We start from the raw sequence: 19,195 nt of genomic DNA, 5'->3' as shown, positions 1-19,195 counted from the left end.
TTGAGATATGTCTGTCGAAAATGCATCGCTTCAAGGAATTACGCTTTATAGTCATGCAGATGATTTTCGCTCACACTGGATACGATTTTTACTCGCAGAAAAACAAATCAAACATCACTTAATTTTAGTAGATCATGAAGATGAAGACCTTGCGAGCTTAAATCCCTACAATCAACTACCGATGCTACTAGAAAATGATTTAAAACTATTTTCGACTGCAATTATTTCAGAATATATTGACGATCGTTATAGACAAAATAAGCTGTATGCGGATGCACCGAGTACTCGGGCAGAACAACGCCAATATATCTGGCGTTTTGAGCAAGACTGGTTTAAGCAAGCTGATATCATGCTCAAACATGCGGATACTCTGGATATTACACAAAAAGCCAAAACCCAAAAAGAATTTAAAGATACTTTAATTTCACTTGCTCCATTGTTTCAACATTTTCCTTACTTTATGTCGGAAAACTTTGGAATTTTGGACTGCATGATTGCTCCCATGTTTCTCAGGCTGCAAAGTATGGGAATTGAATTATCGCCTCAACAATCTCGTCCTTTATTACTCTATTGTAATCGTGTGTTTAGTCGTCCTGCTTTTGTTAAATCCATGACACAGCAGGAAAAAACGCGCTATAGTGCCTTAGTAAATCGTTAAGTGAGTTTATCATGTCAAATCAGGAAATAAATTTAAGCCCTACCCGCCCATATATGGCACGCGCAATTTATGAATGGATTTGTGATAACCAACTCACGCCTTATTTATTGGTTGATGCGACTCAGCCGTATACTTCCGTTCCAGAACAGTTTGTTAAAGATGGACAAATTGTTTTGAATATTGCCCCTCATGCAGTTCATCAATTTCAAATGAGTAACGATGCAGTTAGCTTCTCTGCTCGTTTTGGCGGTGTTGCTCGTGATATTTATGTCCCTATTTCTGCTTTATTGGGAATTTATGCACGTGAAAATGGACAAGGATTATTCTTCGACCCTGACGAATATGCCAATGTGCAAACGACAGAAGATACTTTAAAATCAAATACTCAAGAACAAGTTGAATCTGAAACACCTAAGAAAAAACCAAGTTTACGATTATTAGATTAAATTTACGGAGTATCCGATGGCTTTTGATTTAGTACATTATTTTGCTGAGCAGACTGAAATTCAAAAGCCTCAGCTATTTTCACAATATTCACGTGAAAAGCGTAGCCATTATATTTTTGAACTCAATGCCTTGGTTTTGGGAAAATTGATTCAACTCTGGCGTGAAGATGAAAATAAACTTTACCAAGAAATTCATAGAATTGATCCCTTGTACCTACAAGAGATTGCTCGTCATCTTGTTACCTCCTCAAACAATCAATCAGAATTAGCCCCTAAAGAGCAAGAACAGGCGTTGATGGAGATTTTGGAACTACAATTTTCTGAGATTAAACAACTCGATGATACAGGAAATTTTGGTCCCACTGGGTTAAAAGAACTATTGGCAGGTCAAATTGAGCATTTATCTGGACAGGCTGATGATTGGGTTTGGTCAACAAATCAACTCACAGAACTCATTGGGACTAAACCTCAAGTTTCAGAAGAGCTATCATTAGATGAAACCATGAAGGAGTTTAATCAAATGGTCCATACTGCACAACAACCCACCGAAACAAATCACCATACCACGATTGAAATTCAGGAATTACCTATTCCTGCATGGTCTAAAATTGTGGCGCCAATAGTGGCTTTGGCAATTTTGGTTTTTTTATATTGCCAATATTCAAACTTAATTCATTAAGACAGATTAAAAAGACTATTTAAAAAATAAGAGAGTATATACTCTCTTATTTTTTATTTACCTTATAGTTAACAAATAATGTCACTTCATAACATTCATTATTTTTAAAAAATATAATTTGTTACACTTGTAATTTTAGCTTTTTTGATCAAATTTAATGCGATAAAAATCACATTTAAATGATCAATATGCATTTAAAAATACATTTTCCTCAATTTAACTTGGCTATTCTAATCAAGTAAAAGACTCATCATTACAGGTTCTAGTATATGTACTATTGATTTAGCCAAGACACTTTTGAATAATAAAAAACTCCTACTATTTCACTCTGAATAAAAATCAGGAGTAGTAGAAATTATAAATAATCATATCTTAATAAATAGGTAAAAATATGGCGAAATTATCACTTGATGGATTGACCAGTATTGATGGTTTCAATGCTGCGGCATTAGTTGATACTGAAAGCGGTTTAGCGCTAGCGACTCAAGGTGGGGGTAATATTGATTTAGAACTTGCAGCAGCAGGTAACACTGAAGTTGTCCGTGCTAAGCGACGCGTTGCAAATTCACTCAAGCTCAATGATGAAATTGAAGATATATTAATCACACTAGGCAAGCAATATCATCTTATTCGCCCTTTAGAGAGCAATAGCAATATCTTCTTATATCTAGTTTTAGATCGCTCAAAATCTAATTTAGCGATGGCCCGCCATGAACTAAAAACGTTTGAGAAAGAACTCGATTTTGCTTAATGATCATTAGCCCTTTAATCAATCGAATGATTTAAGGGGCTATTAATTTTGTACTGTCCAACGTTGAGATACAAAAAGATATTATGAATGGACACTGCATTAATATTGCAATTTCTGGCTTAGGATTAAAAAGTTCAGATGAATTAAAAATAGAATTAAGAAATGCTATTCCAGACCAATATGGTATTAACTGGATAAATGCGGCCGACCCTAATATTGATTTACTTCTCATTAATGAATCTTTTTTTGAAACTGACAGCATTCAAAAAATTCTAAAAAATAAAAAATTCCCATTTTTAAAAATCGTAAAAAACCATAATTTATCGGGTGATATCAATAATAATACCTTGTATTTACCTTTTAATCATAAAATTGAACCACTCAAACAGTGGATACATTTAAGATTATTAAATTATTTATCAGATGATGAAGAATTTAATATAAACGTAACTAAGCAAATCACTTCAATATTAAAACCGTCAACTTTTAAACACATGCTCAATCCTCAAAATGCGCGTTTACATTTATTTGATGATCATGGAACATTGGCAATCATTGATACACGAAGTCAAATTGCTTGGTTAGAGCCGACTCGAACCACCACCCAGACTAATCATAGCTTCCAATATGATTTTGCAATGACCGCTGATTTTGTCAAAGTTTCACGTAAATCTGAATATCTGTTAGAAAATTGGTTATGGAACCTCGTTTGGAATTCTCACGAACTACACACTTTGGCAGATGATATCCAATTTTATCAATTAGATTACTGGCCACAGCCTTTCAGCACAAAAAATCAAAAAAATATATTACGACTGAGTGCATGCTTTATTCAAGGCGCTGAACTCACTGAAATCGCAAAACAACTTAGCCTACCACTTCATACCGTGAAACAATTTATAGCGGCTTGTATTGCATCTGATAATGGAAATGAAATTGCGGCAACACAAAGTAAATTTTCACAACATTCCAGTACTCAAGATGATGAAAACCAAAGTTTTTTAAACAAATTTTTCGGTAAATTGCGCCGCCGCTTTGGAATATAAGGAAGATATATGATCTTACAGCAATATAAAATTGTTTTTGCAGGGAGCATGGGAGCAGGTAAAACCGAAGCTATAAAATCACTGTCTGAAATTCCTGTATTAGCTACAGAAGCTTTCAACACTGATCAAGCAGCACATGAAAAACAACAAACAACCGTAGGTATTGATTATGGCGAGATTACACTCGAAGATGGCGTAAAAATTGGGCTATACGGAACACCAGGTCAAACCCGTTTTGATTTCATCTGGTCTGTTATTTGTGAGGGAGCGATTGGAGTCATTTTACTCATTGATCACTCAGTTGAAATACCTTTAGAAGAACTCGAAGCTTATTTAGAAAGCTTTAAGTCCCAAAGCAATAATATTGCTATTGGCATTACCCATGTCGATCAAAACAAAGAAAAACCACTTTCTATCTATCGTGACTGGCTAAAACAAAACCAATATTCTTATCCACTATTTTTTATTGATGCACGTAAAACTGATCACATATTATTGATAGTCGAATCACTTATCGCATCATTAGAAGTCAATTATAACCTAACAAGCTGAAACTAAATTTGAGGTAATAGCCATGTTTGCTTTAAAAGAACAACGGAGAATTGCCCCTCCTGAACTTATTCAATACGCAAAGAATGAAGTTCAAGATATTATTAATAACGTGCGCGGAATCGATTTTATTATGCTCTGCTCCACTGATGGTTTTGAACTCACAACGATCACTAAAAAAAATCATTATAATGCAAGCAAACTAGCCGCTGTTAGTAGCTCTATTTTAGCAATGGTGAGTGCTTTTCTTAAAGAAATACAGCTCATTGGATGTCAAAGCATTACTTTAGATGCAGAAAATGGTAAAGCTGTCTTAACCTCAGTACCTTCAGCTCAACATCCAATGATTATCGTGACGCTGAGTAGTAAGGACGTACTCCTTGGACAACTGCTTTTTAGCTTAAAAAAAGCAAGTCAAAATATTATTAAGCAAGAAAGTTAACTGATTTTCTATTTATTGCATCTATTCTCTTGATAAAAAAAAGCACCCTCATCTGTATAAAGATGAGGGTGCCTTAGATTTAAAAGCTGGCGATGACTTACTCTCACATGGCTAACGCCACACTACCATCAGCGCGAAGAGGTTTCACTTCTGAGTTCGGGAAGGGATCAGGTGGTTCACTCTTGCTATTGTCGCCAGCAAACTGTTGTGGTGTTTTCGGGTCTTATTCACGATATATTCATCGTATGCCTTACTTACGATCCAAAGAGTTATTAACGGATTGTAAATTGAGTCGGTATTGTAACTAGTTTATTAACTAAATCAAGTTTTGTATCGAATTTATCTTGAATACAACAACTGTTTGGGTGTTGTATAGTCAAGCCTCACGAGCAATTAGTATTGGTCAGCTTCACATATCACTATGCTTCCACATCCAACCTATCAACGTCCTAGTCTTGAACGGCTCTTTAGAGGAATAAATTCCTAGGGAAATCTTATCTTGAGGTAGGCTTCCCGCTTAGATGCTTTCAGCGGTTATCCCTTCCGAACATAGCTACCCGGCGATGCGACTGGCGTCACAACCGGTACACCAGAGGTTCGTCCACTCTGGTCCTCTCGTACTAGGAGCAGATCCTCTCAAATTTCCAGCGCCCACGGTAGATAGGGACCGAACTGTCTCACGACGTTCTAAACCCAGCTCGCGTACCTCTTTAAATGGCGAACAGCCATACCCTTGGGACCTGCTTCAGCCCCAGGATGAGATGAGCCGACATCGAGGTGCCAAACACCGCCGTCGATATGAACTCTTGGGCGGTATCAGCCTGTTATCCCCAGAGTACCTTTTATCCGTTGAGCGATGGCCCTTCCATACAGAACCACCGGATCACTAAGACCTACTTTCGTACCTGCTCGACTTGTGGGTCTCGCAGTTAAGCGCGCTTTTGCCTTTATACTCTACGCGTGATTTCCGACCACGCTGAGCGCACCTTCGTACTCCTCCGTTACTCTTTAGGAGGAGACCGCCCCAGTCAAACTACCCACCAGACATGGTCCTCGCCCCGGATTACGGGGCAGAGTTAGAACCTCAACATTACCAGGGTGGTATTTCAAGGATGGCTCCAATGTAACTGGCGTCACATCTTCATAGCCTCCCACCTATCCTACACAAGTAAGGTCAAAGTTCAATGTCAAGCTGCAGTAAAGGTTCACGGGGTCTTTCCGTCTAGCCGCGGGTACACTGCATCTTCACAGCGATTTCGATTTCACTGAGCCTCTGCTGGAGACAGCGCCGCCATCATTATGCCATTCGTGCAGGTCGGAACTTACCCGACAAGGAATTTCGCTACCTTAGGACCGTTATAGTTACGGCCGCCGTTTACTGGGGCTTCGATCAAGAGCTTCGCTTACGCTAACCCCATCAATTAACCTTCCAGCACCGGGCAGGCATCACACCCTATACGTCCACTTTCGTGTTTGCAGAGTGCTATGTTTTTAATAAACAGTTGCAGCGGCCTGGTTTCTGCGGCTGCCAAGCGCTCAGGGAGCAAGTCCCATCACCCTCAGCAGCGTACCTTCTCCCGAAGTTACGGTACCATTTTGCCTAGTTCCTTCAGCAGAGTTCTCTCAAGCGCCTTGGTCTACTCGACCTGACCACCTGTGTCGGTTTCGGGTACGATTCCTGTGTAACTGAAGCTTAGAGACTTTTCTTGGAAGTATGGTATCAGCCACTTCACTGTACAAGTACAGCTTGATATCGACTCTCAGCATAGAGCACCCCGGATTTGCCTAAGATGCATGCCTACTGTCTTCCACCTGGACTACCAACGCCAGGCTGACTTAACCTTCTCCGTCCTCTCATCGCATTACACAGAAGTATGGGAATATTAACCCATTTCCCATCGACTACGCCTTTCGGCCTCGCCTTAGGGGTCGACTCACCCAGCCCCGATTAACGTTGGACTGGAACCCTTGGTCTTTCGGCGAACGGGTTTTTCACCCGTTTTGTCGTTACTCACGTCAGCATTCGCACTTCTGATACCTCCAGCATACTTCTCAATACACCTTCTTCGGCTTACAGAACGCTCCCCTACCACGTAACTCTAAAGTTACATCCGCAGCTTCGGCACATAGTTTTAGCCCCGTTACATCTTCCGCGCAGGCCGACTCGACTAGTGAGCTATTACGCTTTCTTTAAAGGGTGGCTGCTTCTAAGCCAACCTCCTAGCTGTCTATGCCTTCCCACATCGTTTCCCACTTAACTATGATTTTGGGGCCTTAGCTGGCGGTCTGGATTGTTTTCCTCTTGACTACGGACGTTAGCACCCGCAGTCTGTCTCCCGGATAGTACTCATAGGTATTCGGAGTTTGCATCGGTTTGGTAAGTCGGGATGACCCCCTAGCCGAAACAGTGCTCTACCCCCTATGGTATTCGTCCGAGGCGCTACCTAAATAGCTTTCGGGGAGAACCAGCTATCACCAGGCTTGATTAGCCTTTCACCCCTATCCACAAGTCATCCCCTGGCTTTTCAACGACAGTGGGTTCGGTCCTCCAGTTAGTGTTACCCAACCTTCAACCTGCTCATGGATAGATCGCCTGGTTTCGGGTCTACACCCAGCAACTATACGCCCTATTAAGACTCGATTTCTCTACGGCTCCCCTATGCGGTTAACCTTGCTACTGAATGTAAGTCGCTGACCCATTATACAAAAGGTACGCAGTCACCGAACAAGTCGGCTCCCACTGCTTGTATGCATGCGGTTTCAGGATCTATTTCACTCCCCTCACAGGGGTTCTTTTCGCCTTTCCCTCACGGTACTGGTTCACTATCGGTCAGTCAGGAGTATTTAGCCTTGGAGGATGGTCCCCCCATATTCAGACAAGGTTTCACGTGCCTCGCCCTACTCGTCATCATGATGTGTGCCCTTTCGTGTACGGGACTATCACCCTCTACGGTCGCACTTCCCAGAGCGTTCCGCTAAAACACACATCACTTAATGGGCTGATCCCCGTTCGCTCGCCGCTACTAAGGGAATCTCAATTGATTTCTTTTCCTAAGGGTACTGAGATGTTTCACTTCCCCTCGTTCGCTTCAATAACCTATGTATTCAGTTATTGATACCTACCTTATAGTAGGTGGGTTCCCCCATTCAGACATCTCCGGATCAATGGATATTTGCCGCCTCCCCGGAGCTTTTCGCAGGCTATCACGTCTTTCTTCGCCTCTGACTGCCAAGGCATCCACCACATGCACTTAATTACTTGACTATACAACCCCAAACAGTCGTTAATACCTACAAGTAGTATTACCAACATTACAGTTTGAAGTACTGTGCATTTAAGCACCGTACAGCTTCAATCTAAATTCATATACCAAAACGCTTGATTCAGTTAATTTGCTAGTTCTCAATTAACTCTAAGATCAGAATGACTTCTTCTCTCTTTGTTATTGAGTGAACAATTTATTTCAGACTCAATTCTCAATCTGTTAATGAATTAATGTAACCTCGTCAGCTACATTAAACTGTGATTAATCACAGAGCTTAATAAATCATTATATTTACTAAGCTCTATAATCATCTTTTCTTTCACTTTCGTGTTCGATCAGATACTGCGCGAAGCATAGCTTCTTGCTTAAATTTCAAGGAAAAGCTGCGCTTTTCTGTTCTTGAAATTTGGTGGAGACTAGGAGAGTCGAACTCCTGACCTCCTGCGTGCAAAGCAGGCGCTCTACCAACTAAGCTAAGTCCCCAGCTTATATCATTTAAGTATCTGTCATCTGCGCTTAGCTTGTGCAGTGGTGGGTCTGACAAGACTTGAACTTGTGACCCCACGCTTATCAAGCGTGTGCTCTAACCAACTGAGCTACAGACCCTGAGAAATAAAAAAAGAGATTAATAATCTCTTTTTTTATTTCGCAAGACAAGCGCAGCGCGTAGTGCATGACTTATCTCTGAAATTAAAAGAGAAAACTCGTTCCTTTTCTATCTTTCATTCAGATACCAGAAGAACAACTTGTTGTGGATTCTTACCAATCAACCAATCTTTTCGTTAAGGAGGTGATCCAGCCGCAGGTTCCCCTACGGCTACCTTGTTACGACTTCACCCCAGTCATCGGCCACACCGTGGTGAACGTCCTCTTTGCAGTTAGACTATCCACTTCTGGTGCAACAAACTCCCATGGTGTGACGGGCGGTGTGTACAAGGCCCGGGAACGTATTCACCGCGGCATTCTGATCCGCGATTACTAGCGATTCCGACTTCATGGAGTCGAGTTGCAGACTCCAATCCGGACTACGATCGGCTTTTTGAGATTAGCATCCTATCGCTAGGTAGCAACCCTTTGTACCGACCATTGTAGCACGTGTGTAGCCCTGGTCGTAAGGGCCATGATGACTTGACGTCGTCCCCGCCTTCCTCCAGTTTGTCACTGGCAGTATCCTTAAAGTTCCCACCCAAAGTGCTGGCAAATAAGGAAAAGGGTTGCGCTCGTTGCGGGACTTAACCCAACATCTCACGACACGAGCTGACGACAGCCATGCAGCACCTGTATGTAAGTTCCCGAAGGCACCAATCCATCTCTGGAAAGTTCTTACTATGTCAAGACCAGGTAAGGTTCTTCGCGTTGCATCGAATTAAACCACATGCTCCACCGCTTGTGCGGGCCCCCGTCAATTCATTTGAGTTTTAGTCTTGCGACCGTACTCCCCAGGCGGTCTACTTATCGCGTTAGCTGCGCCACTAATCCCTCAAAGAGACCAACGGCTAGTAGACATCGTTTACGGCATGGACTACCAGGGTATCTAATCCTGTTTGCTCCCCATGCTTTCGTACCTCAGCGTCAGTGTTAGGCCAGATGGCTGCCTTCGCCATCGGTATTCCTCCAGATCTCTACGCATTTCACCGCTACACCTGGAATTCTACCATCCTCTCCCACACTCTAGCTAACCAGTATCGAATGCAATTCCCAAGTTAAGCTCGGGGATTTCACATCCGACTCAATTAGCCGCCTACGCACGCTTTACGCCCAGTAAATCCGATTAACGCTCGCACCCTCTGTATTACCGCGGCTGCTGGCACAGAGTTAGCCGGTGCTTATTCTGCGAGTAACGTCCAGTAGCTGGTAGTATTAATACCAGTACCCTCCTCCTCGCTTAAAGTGCTTTACAACCATAAGGCCTTCTTCACACACGCGGCATGGCTGGATCAGGGTTCCCCCCATTGTCCAATATTCCCCACTGCTGCCTCCCGTAGGAGTCTGGGCCGTGTCTCAGTCCCAGTGTGGCGGATCATCCTCTCAGACCCGCTACAGATCGTCGCCTTGGTAGGCCTTTACCCCACCAACTAGCTAATCCGACTTAGGCTCATCTATTAGCGCAAGGTCATTACTGATCCCCTGCTTTCTCCCGTAGGACGTATGCGGTATTAGCATCCCTTTCGAAATGTTGTCCCCCACTAATAGCCAGATTCCTAAGTATTACTCACCCGTCCGCCGCTAAGATAAGGTGCAAGCACCTCATCTCCGCTCGACTTGCATGTGTTAAGCCTGCCGCCAGCGTTCAATCTGAGCCATGATCAAACTCTTCAGTTAAAATCATTTCGCGTCTTAGTTAAGACAAGACGCCAATTCTGGCTCATCAATTACTGACAAATTCTCCCAAATAAACTTCGAGTAATTTAAACCAATCAATCAATGATAATATTTCGATCAATCAATTAGTAAAAATCCACACAAGTTGTTCTTCTATATTCTTAATGATCTTCTTCATGCTTCGTCAGCATCAAGCTAGGTCGGCTATATTACTCTCAATCTCTTAAAAGTCAACAGGCAATTTAGATATTTTTAAAACTCAATCTACTCAACTAAAATACCAATCAAATCCCTCAAGACCCAACCAACACCCTGTTTTTCAACAAGTTTTTATCCGAATCACCGCCGATGAGTGCGCATTCTACAGCATTCCCAAACCAACGCAACCCCTTTTTTAAAAGATCTCACTCCATCGTCTATGTTTTGATCATACTCGACGAGTTTGATTACTTCTTAAGCAAACAAGGCTGAGCTTGAAGGAATTCATCCGCAAGAATTTGTGTTTGGTTTTTTTCTTGCCAATTTAAAGGTCGAATATCAATATATTCGCAGTACGCGCTTTCACCTTCAAAATTCTGATCGTATAAACGCGCATGATATCGAAAACTTCCGGCAAAACCCGCCCCTACTCCGAATTTATAATCCCCTCGACTTTGTGCTTTGATTTCAAAAATGGGCTGTCCATTTTCCTCTACATACCAAGAAAACTCTCGAGGAAGGTACATTTGACGATGATTTGGCGTGGTAATCTTTGGGTAAACACGATGAACATGAAAGTAGACTTTTTTATCAATAAAGAGGTTTTCTCCATTGATGCCACGCAAATAAAATCTGGAATAAATGATCTGATTCCATTGATTGCGCACCTGACTCAAAATCACTTGTGTGTTTTCATTTAGATTGATCAGTTGATGCGTATAAAATGCCAATGGAAGATAAGGAATATTTGCAGCACGGGCATAATCAAAACTTCCCATACCACTAATTTCATAATGTTGATTTTGATATTTTAAATGTCCTTGGCAATGACACAATATTGACCAATGTTCAAATAAATTCCATTTCAATGGGACAAAGTGAGTAATGTTTTCCGTCGTTTGAATTTTGAGATTCAACTCTAACTCACGATCCTGACGTTGAATTTCAAAATGTGGAAAATTTCCTTTGAACTGGTCAATTTGATCAAATTGGTAATGGTGTGGATGGATTTGACACTGCTGGTTAAGCCAATAACTTTTTAAATGTCCTATCTGATGTGGGCTGATTGCCATCATTACGCTGGCTGTATTAGAAGCTTTATCTTTGATAATACTTGGATTATGAAACAATGGAATTTTGGGTTGACCCAGCAAATTAATAAAATTAAAAAAGTGAAGCGGTGCTGGTAGATTGGGTAAAATCAGCCCATGATAAACGACTTTAAAATGTCCTTTCGGCGGATGATAAGCCAGCAAAGTGGTTTGGCTGAATTTGAGGTTCAGGCGTGTAGACTGTTCTAGCGAACTCATCAACATTTGCATACTGAACCTCACTCATAAGCATTATGTCTTTATAGTAGGACTTTGTTTACGTGCGAACAAGGTGGTCACAAAACCTGAAATTGCATAAATAATGGATACGATTAAAATCCCCATTGGAATATTGTAAGTAATTGCTGCAAAAATCAGCACAACAGGCAACATCACCACAAATGGCACACGTTTACGATCCATTTGTTTAAAAGAATAATATTTAATATTTGAGATCATTAAGATCGCAACAATGACCATGTAGATTGCATAAGCAATTTGTACTTTAATATCACGAATATCGAAAACAAACGGATAATCTCGACTGACCCAAATCAGGGTAATCACCAATATTGCAGCCAATGGACTGGCGATACCGATAAAGTAGCGTTTATCCACCACACCAATTTGCACATTAAATCTCGCCAAACGAAACGCAGCGCAAGCGGTATAAATAAAGCAACACGCCAAGCCAATACGACCCAGATCATGCAAGCTCCAGCTATACATTAAAATAGCAGGCGCAACACCAAACGCTAATAAATCGGACAATGAATCGTATTGCTCACCAAACGCACTTTGCGCACCAATTGCTCGTGCGACACGTCCATCAAGTCCATCGAGTAAGGCTGCAAGAAAAATCGCATAAATGGCTTGCAAAAATTCACCATTCATACTCGCAGTAATCGAATAAAAACCTGAAAGTAACGCAGCAGTCGTGATCAGATTTGGCCATAAATAGATCCCACGGCGTTTAATTTTTTGGCCTTCCTGAGTCTGTTCCTCTTCAACCACCTCAAAGGTAATACCATCAAAAGAATGATCATTCTGAGTTGATTCATGGTTAGGCTTTTGTATGTTTGTCATTGTTGTTGATCTCAAATATGCTTTGAATGATAAGTTTTACTCACCTACAAGCCAGCGAACTGCGGCATGACCGCCATTTTCCTGCATACGCAAATGTGGAAATAACCATTGTAAGGCCTGATCGGCATCTTCTGAAAATTGCCAAGGTGGATTAATCACCAATAAACCACAACCATTTAAACCTACTGGCGTATCATCGGGCCAAACACAAATCTCACAGATGAGCTGACGGCGAATGCCGGTTTTCATCATTTTCTTTTCAAAACGTTCAATCATGGCGCGATCCTTAATCGGATACCAAACAGCAAACACGCCTGTTGGCCATTTTTTATAGGCATTTTGCAAAAGCTCAACCAATTGTGGAAAGTCCTTACGCTCCAACTCATAAGGCGGATCGATCATGACCAAACCACGTTTTTCTTTTGGCGGAATCACACCAAGTAAACCCTCGTAAGCATCACGCTCATGCAAACCCATGCGTTTATCGCGAATATTTTGACGAAGTTGTTGGAAGACATCGCGTTGCATTTCAAAAACAGTGGCTTTATCTATCTCACGCATCGCTTGCAGGGCAAACCACGGCGATCCAGGATAAGTTCCCTTACCTTGTTCAGCGCGGATATTTTCAACCAGTTTGAGATATTGTTGTACGCCCTCTGGAGCCTGACGTTTTTCCATATCTCCCAGTTGAACCAGTCGATGAATACCCGTTAAAAACTCACCTGATTTTTGTGCAGGTGCCAGAGATAAATCATATTTTCCCGCACCAGCATGCGTATCAATATAACGATAAGGCTTATCTTTCGCGTTTAAACGTGTTAACAATTGAAGCAAGAGTACATGCTTCATGACATCAGCAAAGTTGCCCGCATGGAAATGGTGACGGTAATTCATTTTTTACATTAATTCCTCAGATTAACGTGTATTTTAACATGAAAAAAAGCAGTTACGTGTGCATGAGTTGTTTTAGAATAGCGAAAGCTCCCACTGGATAAGTTTTCTTTGGTGGGTTTATTTGATGATTGAGAGGCAAAATGCAGCAAATTTCTGAATCGATTCAGCATGACATCGAACAAATTCTGGATGATTTAGACCAGCATGGCTTTGCTATTGTCAACCAAACACATTCAGCACCATTTACCAGTCAATTGCTAGATGAATGTCTATTCAATTTAAATCAGTTTCGCGAAGCTGCCATTCAAAATGGTATCGTCAGTAAAATTCGTAGTGACCATATTCTCTGGATTGATGAAAAATTAAAGATTGCGCAACAGCATATCGACTTGCTCCAAAATTTTTCACAGGCATTTAATCGTGCTTTTTTTCTTGGGATTCAATCTATTGAAGCGCATTTTGCTTGTTATAATGCGGGCGAGTTTTATGCCTTACATCGCGATAATCCTCAACAAAAAAATGATCGAATGATTTCAGCCGTTTATTATTTACATCCAGAATGGCAACCCGATTGGGGCGGACAACTGCGCTTACAAGATAAAAATGAGCAATGGCATATTATTGAACCTGAACCTAATCGTCTGGTGATTTTTCAAAGCGATTTATTACACGAAGTATTAAGTTCTAAGCGGCAGAGACTTTCCATTACAGCATGGCTACGCAGTGGCAACTCCATTTGGTCTTCTAAATAGTCATCTGGATAAATAGTGATCTGGAAATATGCCATCAAAGCTGCAACACTGCGTTTCACCCTTGTACACTTTTAAAATCGCCGAATAGCCTCATATAATGACGATAAACCCAGAGGATGAACCACATGCTAGATACAAGCAAAATGATTGTTGAGCGCATCGGAGAAACTGATCAACACTACCTTGCGGGCAATACACCTGAACTTGCACTGGAACGTGGGGACTTACGCTTACAATTGGTTGAGATCAGCCGCAACCGTCAGGAACGTGTGCATTTTTTACATGAAGCGATTGCAATTTTAGAGACATCCCGCGTTGAATTTGATGAAATGCCTATGTCGCTTTATATAGATTTGTCTTTACAATTGGCCAAAGCCTATATGATGTATTATGAGCTGAATCGTGAAGCAAAATTTGCCACCATTACTCAGCAAATTTTAAAACCTTTGGCGCATTTACAACATGGTGATGTGTTGTTCTTTTTGGCTTATGCGTCTGCGGTTAAAACCGAGTATGCACTGGCACGGCATTGGCTAGAAAAATATAGCCAGTGCACTGAGTTTGATCTGGAGTTAATGCAACATCATTCAGCTTTTACTCAAGTGCATCAACACGATTGGTTTAAAACGCTGATCCGTTCAAAAACACATTAAACTGAATCGTGGATCCTAAAGCCTAGGCTTTAGGATTACTATCGATATGTAACTGTTGATTGAGTTCATCAATGACAATCGCCCAATCATCATCTTTATCAATATGGCTTTGTAAAAACTGACGCTGTCCTTCGCTCCAGAATTCTGCATCATGCAGCTCTACATCTGCCGAAAGTTGATGTTCTTTAATGAATTGATCCATCGCACTTTCACTGGCATCCAATCCAAGCTGCTCAAATAATAATTCTAAAGTGGGTTGTTGTTCGAACATTGTTATTCTCCATGAATCAACTGACCTAAGTTAAGCTTCACGTTAACCACAATACGCTGTTTTGTCATCTATATCCGTTTAATCTTCTTGTTATTTTTTGTTTTAAATCATCATTATGCAAAAAACAAGATCATAAAAAAAGCACCCCTTTAAGGAATGCTTTTTGACGATTAGAAATCGTTTTTAATTATTTTAACATGTCTGCAATTGCAGCACGTTCTTCTTCAAGTTCTTGAAGTGTTTTGTCCATACGTTCACGACTGAATGCGTCAATTTCAAGACCTTCAACACGTTTGTATTCGCCATTTTCACAAGTAACAGGCACACCATAAATAACGCCTTCTGGAATACCATAAGAACCGTCAGAAGGAATACCCATCGTTACCCACTCACCGTTTGTACCCAAAGCCCAATCACGCATATGGTCGATTGCAGCATTTGCAGCAGAAGCAGCAGAAGACAAACCACGCGCTTCGATGATCGCAGCACCACGTTTACCAACAGTTGGAAGGAATACGTTCGCATTCCAGTCAGCATCATTGATTTTGTCTTTTAAGTTTACGCCATTTGCAGTTGCAAAACGGTAGTCCGCATACATGGTTGGAGAATGGTTACCCCAAACTGTAAGGTTTTTAATATCAGCAACCGCAACGCCTGCTTTTTGCGCAATTTGAGTCAAAGCACGGTTGTGATCAAGACGTAGCATTGCAGTAAAGTTTTTCGCTGGAAGATCTGGAGCAGATTTCATTGCGATGTATGCATTGGTGTTTGCTGGGTTACCCACAACCAATACTTTCACGTCACGGCTTGCTACTTCGTTAAGCGCTTGACCTTGACCGATGAAGATTTCACCGTTCACTTTCAACAAGTCAGCACGTTCCATACCAGGACCACGTGGACGAGAACCTACCAACAATGCGTAGTCTGCATCTTTAAACGCAACTTTAGGATCATCAGTACCGATCATGCCAGCCAACAATGGGAAAGCACAGTCGTCAAGTTCCATCATTACGCCTTTAAGCGCTTGTTGAGCTTTCTCAACTGGAATTTCAAGCAATTGCAAAATCACTGGTTGATCTTTGCCTAACATTTCACCGCTTGCGATACGGAATAACAAGCTATAACCAATTTGACCTGCAGCGCCAGTAACGGCAACACGAACGGGTTGCTTCATGTAATTATCTCCAATTGAGGATCGTTAAGATGATTAAACAGATAGTCTATTTAATCTAATAATCATAAACGGCAAAGATTGTACTCCAAACCCGCAACAGATGCATTTAAAAGAGAATGAATTTCAACAAAAGTCTGATAGAAAATACAAATCAATTGCGACCAAGTGATTAATAACTACCTTTAATTGTGAACTCATTTGGACAATTGGACACTACATGACTAGAACATTGTTTATAGGTTCCATTGACCTGATAACAGACCTGAACTTCTGTCAAAATCTGCTCTGAACGTGAAGATTCACAACTCAATCGAATACCATTGGCAGGTAAAGAAGGATTTAAGCGAACAAACTGTTGTTGTAGATTATTTTTCTGAATTTCCTTATTGATTCCACTGGTTAAATCCGCAGGAATTTTCAAACGCTCTGCATAATTAATAATCATCCTAAAATACTGACTGGCGGACATAGGAATACATCCACCAATACTACGCCACAATTGTGCGCGGGCATTTTCATCTGGCATGACACGTGCCACAACTTTGGCTTGTAAAGGCGATAATGTAGGAGCAGAAGTAGTTTCACAACTCGAATGACTGGTTTCAGGCAGCAAGCCTGTAATGGTTAGGGAATATCCTTCCAGACATTTACGCTGTTTTTGCCGCGAAGAATCTAGCGCACATACCGCAGGTGTCATTTGAATTTGCATGACATAGCCTTGTAAGCGTGGTGATTCGGCATATAAATTCGGAGCAAATAAAATAACATTTACCCACAATACGCATCCCGTCAACCATGAAAGACAATGGTATGTAAAACTTTTCTTTTTCATCGAACTAAAAACTTAACCGTTATCATAAGAAGCGCCATCCTGTTTTAAGGTGTACTACGAACAGGAATGGGAAGCATGCGTTGTTCTATCGATTGAGGCCCCCGCCCCAACAGAACACCATAATGTGCAGCATTGGTCATAACATGCTTTACATAATCTCGTGTTTCAAGTAATGGAATACTTTCCGTATATTGATCTGCTGACAAAGCTTGAAAATCAGGCTGCCAACGGCGAGCACGATTTGGTCCAGCGTTATATCCTGCGGTTGCCAGCACCGGATTACCACTTAACTGCCCCTGAATCATGGATAAATAAAATGTTCCATAACGCACATTGGTGTTCATATCAGTCAAAGCAGCAGGATTGTAAGTCTCACCCATTTGTCGGGCAATCAGTTTTGCTGTATCGGGCATAATTTGCATGAGTCCACCTGCCCCGACATGCGAACGTGCAGAGGTTACAAAGCGACTTTCCTGACGCATTAAACCATAAGCCCACGCAGGATCAATTCCTGCATTTTGACTATGATTCACCACCGTGACTTGATGAGGCATCACATAACGATAGGCATAATTATGTTTATTGACCGTACGGTCTGCCGCGTAAATTGCACGATCATACCAACCCATTTCACTGGCACGTTGCGCAGCAGCCAGCAATAAACCATCATCTTGTTTCAAGTACGCCTGACGTACTGCCCAGTTCCATTCGCGATTGACATAGTTATCAGGCGCATTGACATTGCGCAAAGTAAAAGCACGTCGAAAATGAATATCTTGACTCAATCGCTGTAAATCATTATTGGTCGCTTGGGTGTAAGCTGGAATATCATTGTATTTTTTTCCCAAATGATCCCGCGCCAACAAATTATGATAGCCATCACCTGACTGAGCCAATTTTTGATAAATCTGCTGCGCTTGTTGTTTTGCCTGCCGATCATTGCGCTGTTCTAAAGCACGCGCTAACCAATATTGCCAGCGATCTTCTTGCTTTTGACTGACCGACATGCCATCAATGGCACGAATCACACTTTCCCATGAACCAAAGCGGATGGCTTGGCGCGCATACACTTCCGCTTCTTCTGGACTGAAGGGATAGCCATAACTTAAATCAAAACTATTTAAAACTTCACGATTAAAGTTATTTTTCATGACTGTGGTACCGCCGATATACCCCACCGTGCGATATAAATATTTTTGAACATCGGGCGGTGTGCCTTCTGCAACCCGCTTTACATTGCCCAATGCTGAAGTTAAATCACTATCTGCTAAACGACCTAAAGCAAAAATTAGATAGGCATAATCGGTCTGGGAAGTTTTAGGCGCAGACCATAAATAATTCAGTGGATTGGATTGAATCTGATTCAATTGTGCAAGAGATAAACTCATGCCTAAAGTCTGCGCAGTGGACAGAGCCAGTCCCGATTGACCTGCTCGTAACTGCCCCCACAAACGTTGTTGTTTATCCTGCGCAGACATCAGTGGGCTGGATTGCATCATGCGTCCCAATCCATTACAGGACTCGGGTTGGCTATTGGTGGTGAGCCAGACATCTTTATATTCAGCAAATACCAGTGGATCACCTGAACTGGCGCGAACTTGTGCCACAGCACAGCTTTCAGCACGATCTGGATTGGTCACATACGGCAATACAGGTTGAGCAGTTGCCAAATCTCCTTGTTTAACTTTTTCTTCTACATAATCTGCCGATAATTTTTCAGCCATCGCAGAGTTAGGATAACGCTTGGCAAAATTAATAATGGTGGTGGCAGGCTGCAACCCTAAATCAGTGTTAAGTTTCCAATATTCTGGATAATAACCTAGCACATCATTTTGCATGGAAAATTGGTATTGATCGAGCGCAGTTAAATCGCCTGCATTGGCGGCACGTAATGCATCGTTAAATTGTTCCTCAGCAGCAAAAGCCACAGATGCTGAAAGTGATGTTAAGACACTGATCGCACTGGTATAAATCCATTTATTTTTAAAGAAAACTGCCACTGAAAATTTACTCTTTTTTTTCCATGCCATAGACGCTTTTTTAAACCCCAATCACTTCTGCGCTCTGCTAGTGTAATTACTCTTG

Annotated in this window: 16 protein-coding genes, 2 tRNA genes and 3 rRNA genes; 9 read left to right on the top strand and 12 right to left on the bottom strand. The window is 41.5% G+C overall.

The genetic code is table 11. From position 1 onward, the window contains the following. Positions 1-7: 7 nt before the first annotated feature. From EGS47_RS10125 to EGS47_RS10095, 7 genes are all read left to right on the top strand, one after another. On the top strand, positions 8-658 hold the full coding sequence (locus EGS47_RS10125) for a glutathione S-transferase N-terminal domain-containing protein (RefSeq protein WP_005002097.1): 651 nt from the start codon (positions 8-10) through the stop codon (positions 656-658). Positions 659-669: 11 nt separating this feature from the next. Beyond that, positions 670-1,104: a ClpXP protease specificity-enhancing factor gene (locus EGS47_RS10120; RefSeq protein WP_005002096.1), complete on the top strand. Its 435-nt coding sequence runs from the start codon at positions 670-672 to the stop codon at positions 1,102-1,104. 16 nt (positions 1,105-1,120) lie between these two features. After that, positions 1,121-1,783: a hypothetical protein gene (locus tag EGS47_RS10115; protein WP_005002095.1), complete on the top strand. Its 663-nt coding sequence runs from the start codon at positions 1,121-1,123 to the stop codon at positions 1,781-1,783. 391 nt (positions 1,784-2,174) lie between these two features. Then, positions 2,175-2,534, top strand: a complete 360-nt coding sequence (locus EGS47_RS10110; RefSeq protein WP_005002094.1) for a hypothetical protein — start codon at positions 2,175-2,177, stop codon at positions 2,532-2,534. A gap of 83 nt (positions 2,535-2,617) precedes the next feature. Further along, entirely contained in the window at positions 2,618-3,580 is a 963-nt protein-coding gene (locus EGS47_RS10105; protein ID WP_005002093.1) for a hypothetical protein, read from the top strand. A gap of 9 nt (positions 3,581-3,589) precedes the next feature. Beyond that, the gene (locus EGS47_RS10100) at positions 3,590-4,132 is read left to right on the top strand and encodes a GTP-binding protein (RefSeq protein ID WP_005002091.1); all 543 of its coding nucleotides are present in this window, start codon (positions 3,590-3,592) and stop codon (positions 4,130-4,132) included. 22 nt (positions 4,133-4,154) lie between these two features. Further along, complete coding sequence (locus tag EGS47_RS10095) at positions 4,155-4,571, top strand: roadblock/LC7 domain-containing protein (protein WP_004995040.1); 417 nt, start codon at positions 4,155-4,157, stop codon at positions 4,569-4,571. Between the two features lie 84 nt (positions 4,572-4,655). Here the strand turns inward: EGS47_RS10095 and rrf are convergent. The 8 genes from rrf to EGS47_RS10055 form a co-directional block, all read right to left on the bottom strand. Further along, positions 4,656-4,770, bottom strand: a 5S ribosomal RNA gene (gene rrf, locus EGS47_RS10090). Between the two features lie 173 nt (positions 4,771-4,943). After that, positions 4,944-7,836, bottom strand: a 23S ribosomal RNA gene (locus EGS47_RS10085). A gap of 408 nt (positions 7,837-8,244) precedes the next feature. Continuing rightward, positions 8,245-8,320, bottom strand: a tRNA-Ala gene (locus EGS47_RS10080). 46 nt (positions 8,321-8,366) lie between these two features. Continuing rightward, positions 8,367-8,443 (bottom strand) — tRNA-Ile (locus EGS47_RS10075). A gap of 177 nt (positions 8,444-8,620) precedes the next feature. Continuing rightward, positions 8,621-10,159 (bottom strand): 16S ribosomal RNA (locus tag EGS47_RS10070). The 16S, 23S and 5S rRNA genes sit together here with 2 tRNA genes alongside, the layout of an rRNA operon. Before the next feature lie 446 nt (positions 10,160-10,605). Beyond that, a complete protein-coding gene (locus EGS47_RS10065; protein WP_005002086.1) occupies positions 10,606-11,679 on the bottom strand; it encodes a DUF6670 family protein in 1,074 nt (357 codons plus the stop codon). Positions 11,680-11,700: 21 nt separating this feature from the next. Further along, positions 11,701-12,534, bottom strand: coding sequence for a CDP-diacylglycerol--serine O-phosphatidyltransferase (pssA, locus tag EGS47_RS10060; RefSeq protein ID WP_005002083.1), 834 nt, complete (start codon positions 12,532-12,534; stop codon positions 11,701-11,703). 36 nt (positions 12,535-12,570) lie between these two features. Next, the gene (locus tag EGS47_RS10055; protein ID WP_004985467.1) at positions 12,571-13,428 is read right to left on the bottom strand and encodes a 23S rRNA (adenine(2030)-N(6))-methyltransferase RlmJ; all 858 of its coding nucleotides are present in this window, start codon (positions 13,426-13,428) and stop codon (positions 12,571-12,573) included. A gap of 140 nt (positions 13,429-13,568) precedes the next feature. Here EGS47_RS10055 and EGS47_RS10050 point away from each other — a divergent pair, with 140 nt between their 5' ends. Next, the gene (locus EGS47_RS10050) at positions 13,569-14,180 is read left to right on the top strand and encodes a 2OG-Fe(II) oxygenase (RefSeq protein WP_005002081.1); all 612 of its coding nucleotides are present in this window, start codon (positions 13,569-13,571) and stop codon (positions 14,178-14,180) included. A gap of 125 nt (positions 14,181-14,305) precedes the next feature. Continuing rightward, a complete protein-coding gene (locus tag EGS47_RS10045) occupies positions 14,306-14,833 on the top strand; it encodes a hypothetical protein (protein WP_005002080.1) in 528 nt (175 codons plus the stop codon). A gap of 22 nt (positions 14,834-14,855) precedes the next feature. Here the strand turns inward: EGS47_RS10045 and EGS47_RS10040 are convergent, their stop codons facing one another. The 4 genes from EGS47_RS10040 to EGS47_RS10025 all read right to left on the bottom strand — a co-directional run bounded on the left by EGS47_RS10040 (position 14,856) and on the right by EGS47_RS10025 (position 19,140). Further along, the gene (locus EGS47_RS10040; RefSeq protein ID WP_004985459.1) at positions 14,856-15,104 is read right to left on the bottom strand and encodes a DUF2789 family protein; all 249 of its coding nucleotides are present in this window, start codon (positions 15,102-15,104) and stop codon (positions 14,856-14,858) included. Between the two features lie 187 nt (positions 15,105-15,291). Further along, positions 15,292-16,278, bottom strand: coding sequence for a malate dehydrogenase (locus EGS47_RS10035; protein ID WP_004985458.1), 987 nt, complete (start codon positions 16,276-16,278; stop codon positions 15,292-15,294). Between the two features lie 169 nt (positions 16,279-16,447). After that, positions 16,448-17,110 carry a ribonuclease T2 family protein gene (locus tag EGS47_RS10030; RefSeq protein WP_034698970.1) on the bottom strand — a complete coding sequence of 221 codons (663 nt, stop codon included), beginning with the start codon at positions 17,108-17,110 and terminating at the stop codon, positions 16,448-16,450. A gap of 44 nt (positions 17,111-17,154) precedes the next feature. After that, positions 17,155-19,140 carry a lytic transglycosylase domain-containing protein gene (locus EGS47_RS10025; RefSeq protein WP_119686864.1) on the bottom strand — a complete coding sequence of 662 codons (1,986 nt, stop codon included), beginning with the start codon at positions 19,138-19,140 and terminating at the stop codon, positions 17,155-17,157. Positions 19,141-19,195: the final 55 nt, after the last annotated feature.

This window comes from Acinetobacter sp. FDAARGOS_515 (assembly GCF_003938865.1).
In the GTDB taxonomy this organism is placed as follows: Bacteria; Pseudomonadota; Gammaproteobacteria; order Pseudomonadales; family Moraxellaceae; genus Acinetobacter; species Acinetobacter ursingii.
This window is presented reverse-complemented; position numbering and strand designations above follow the sequence as displayed.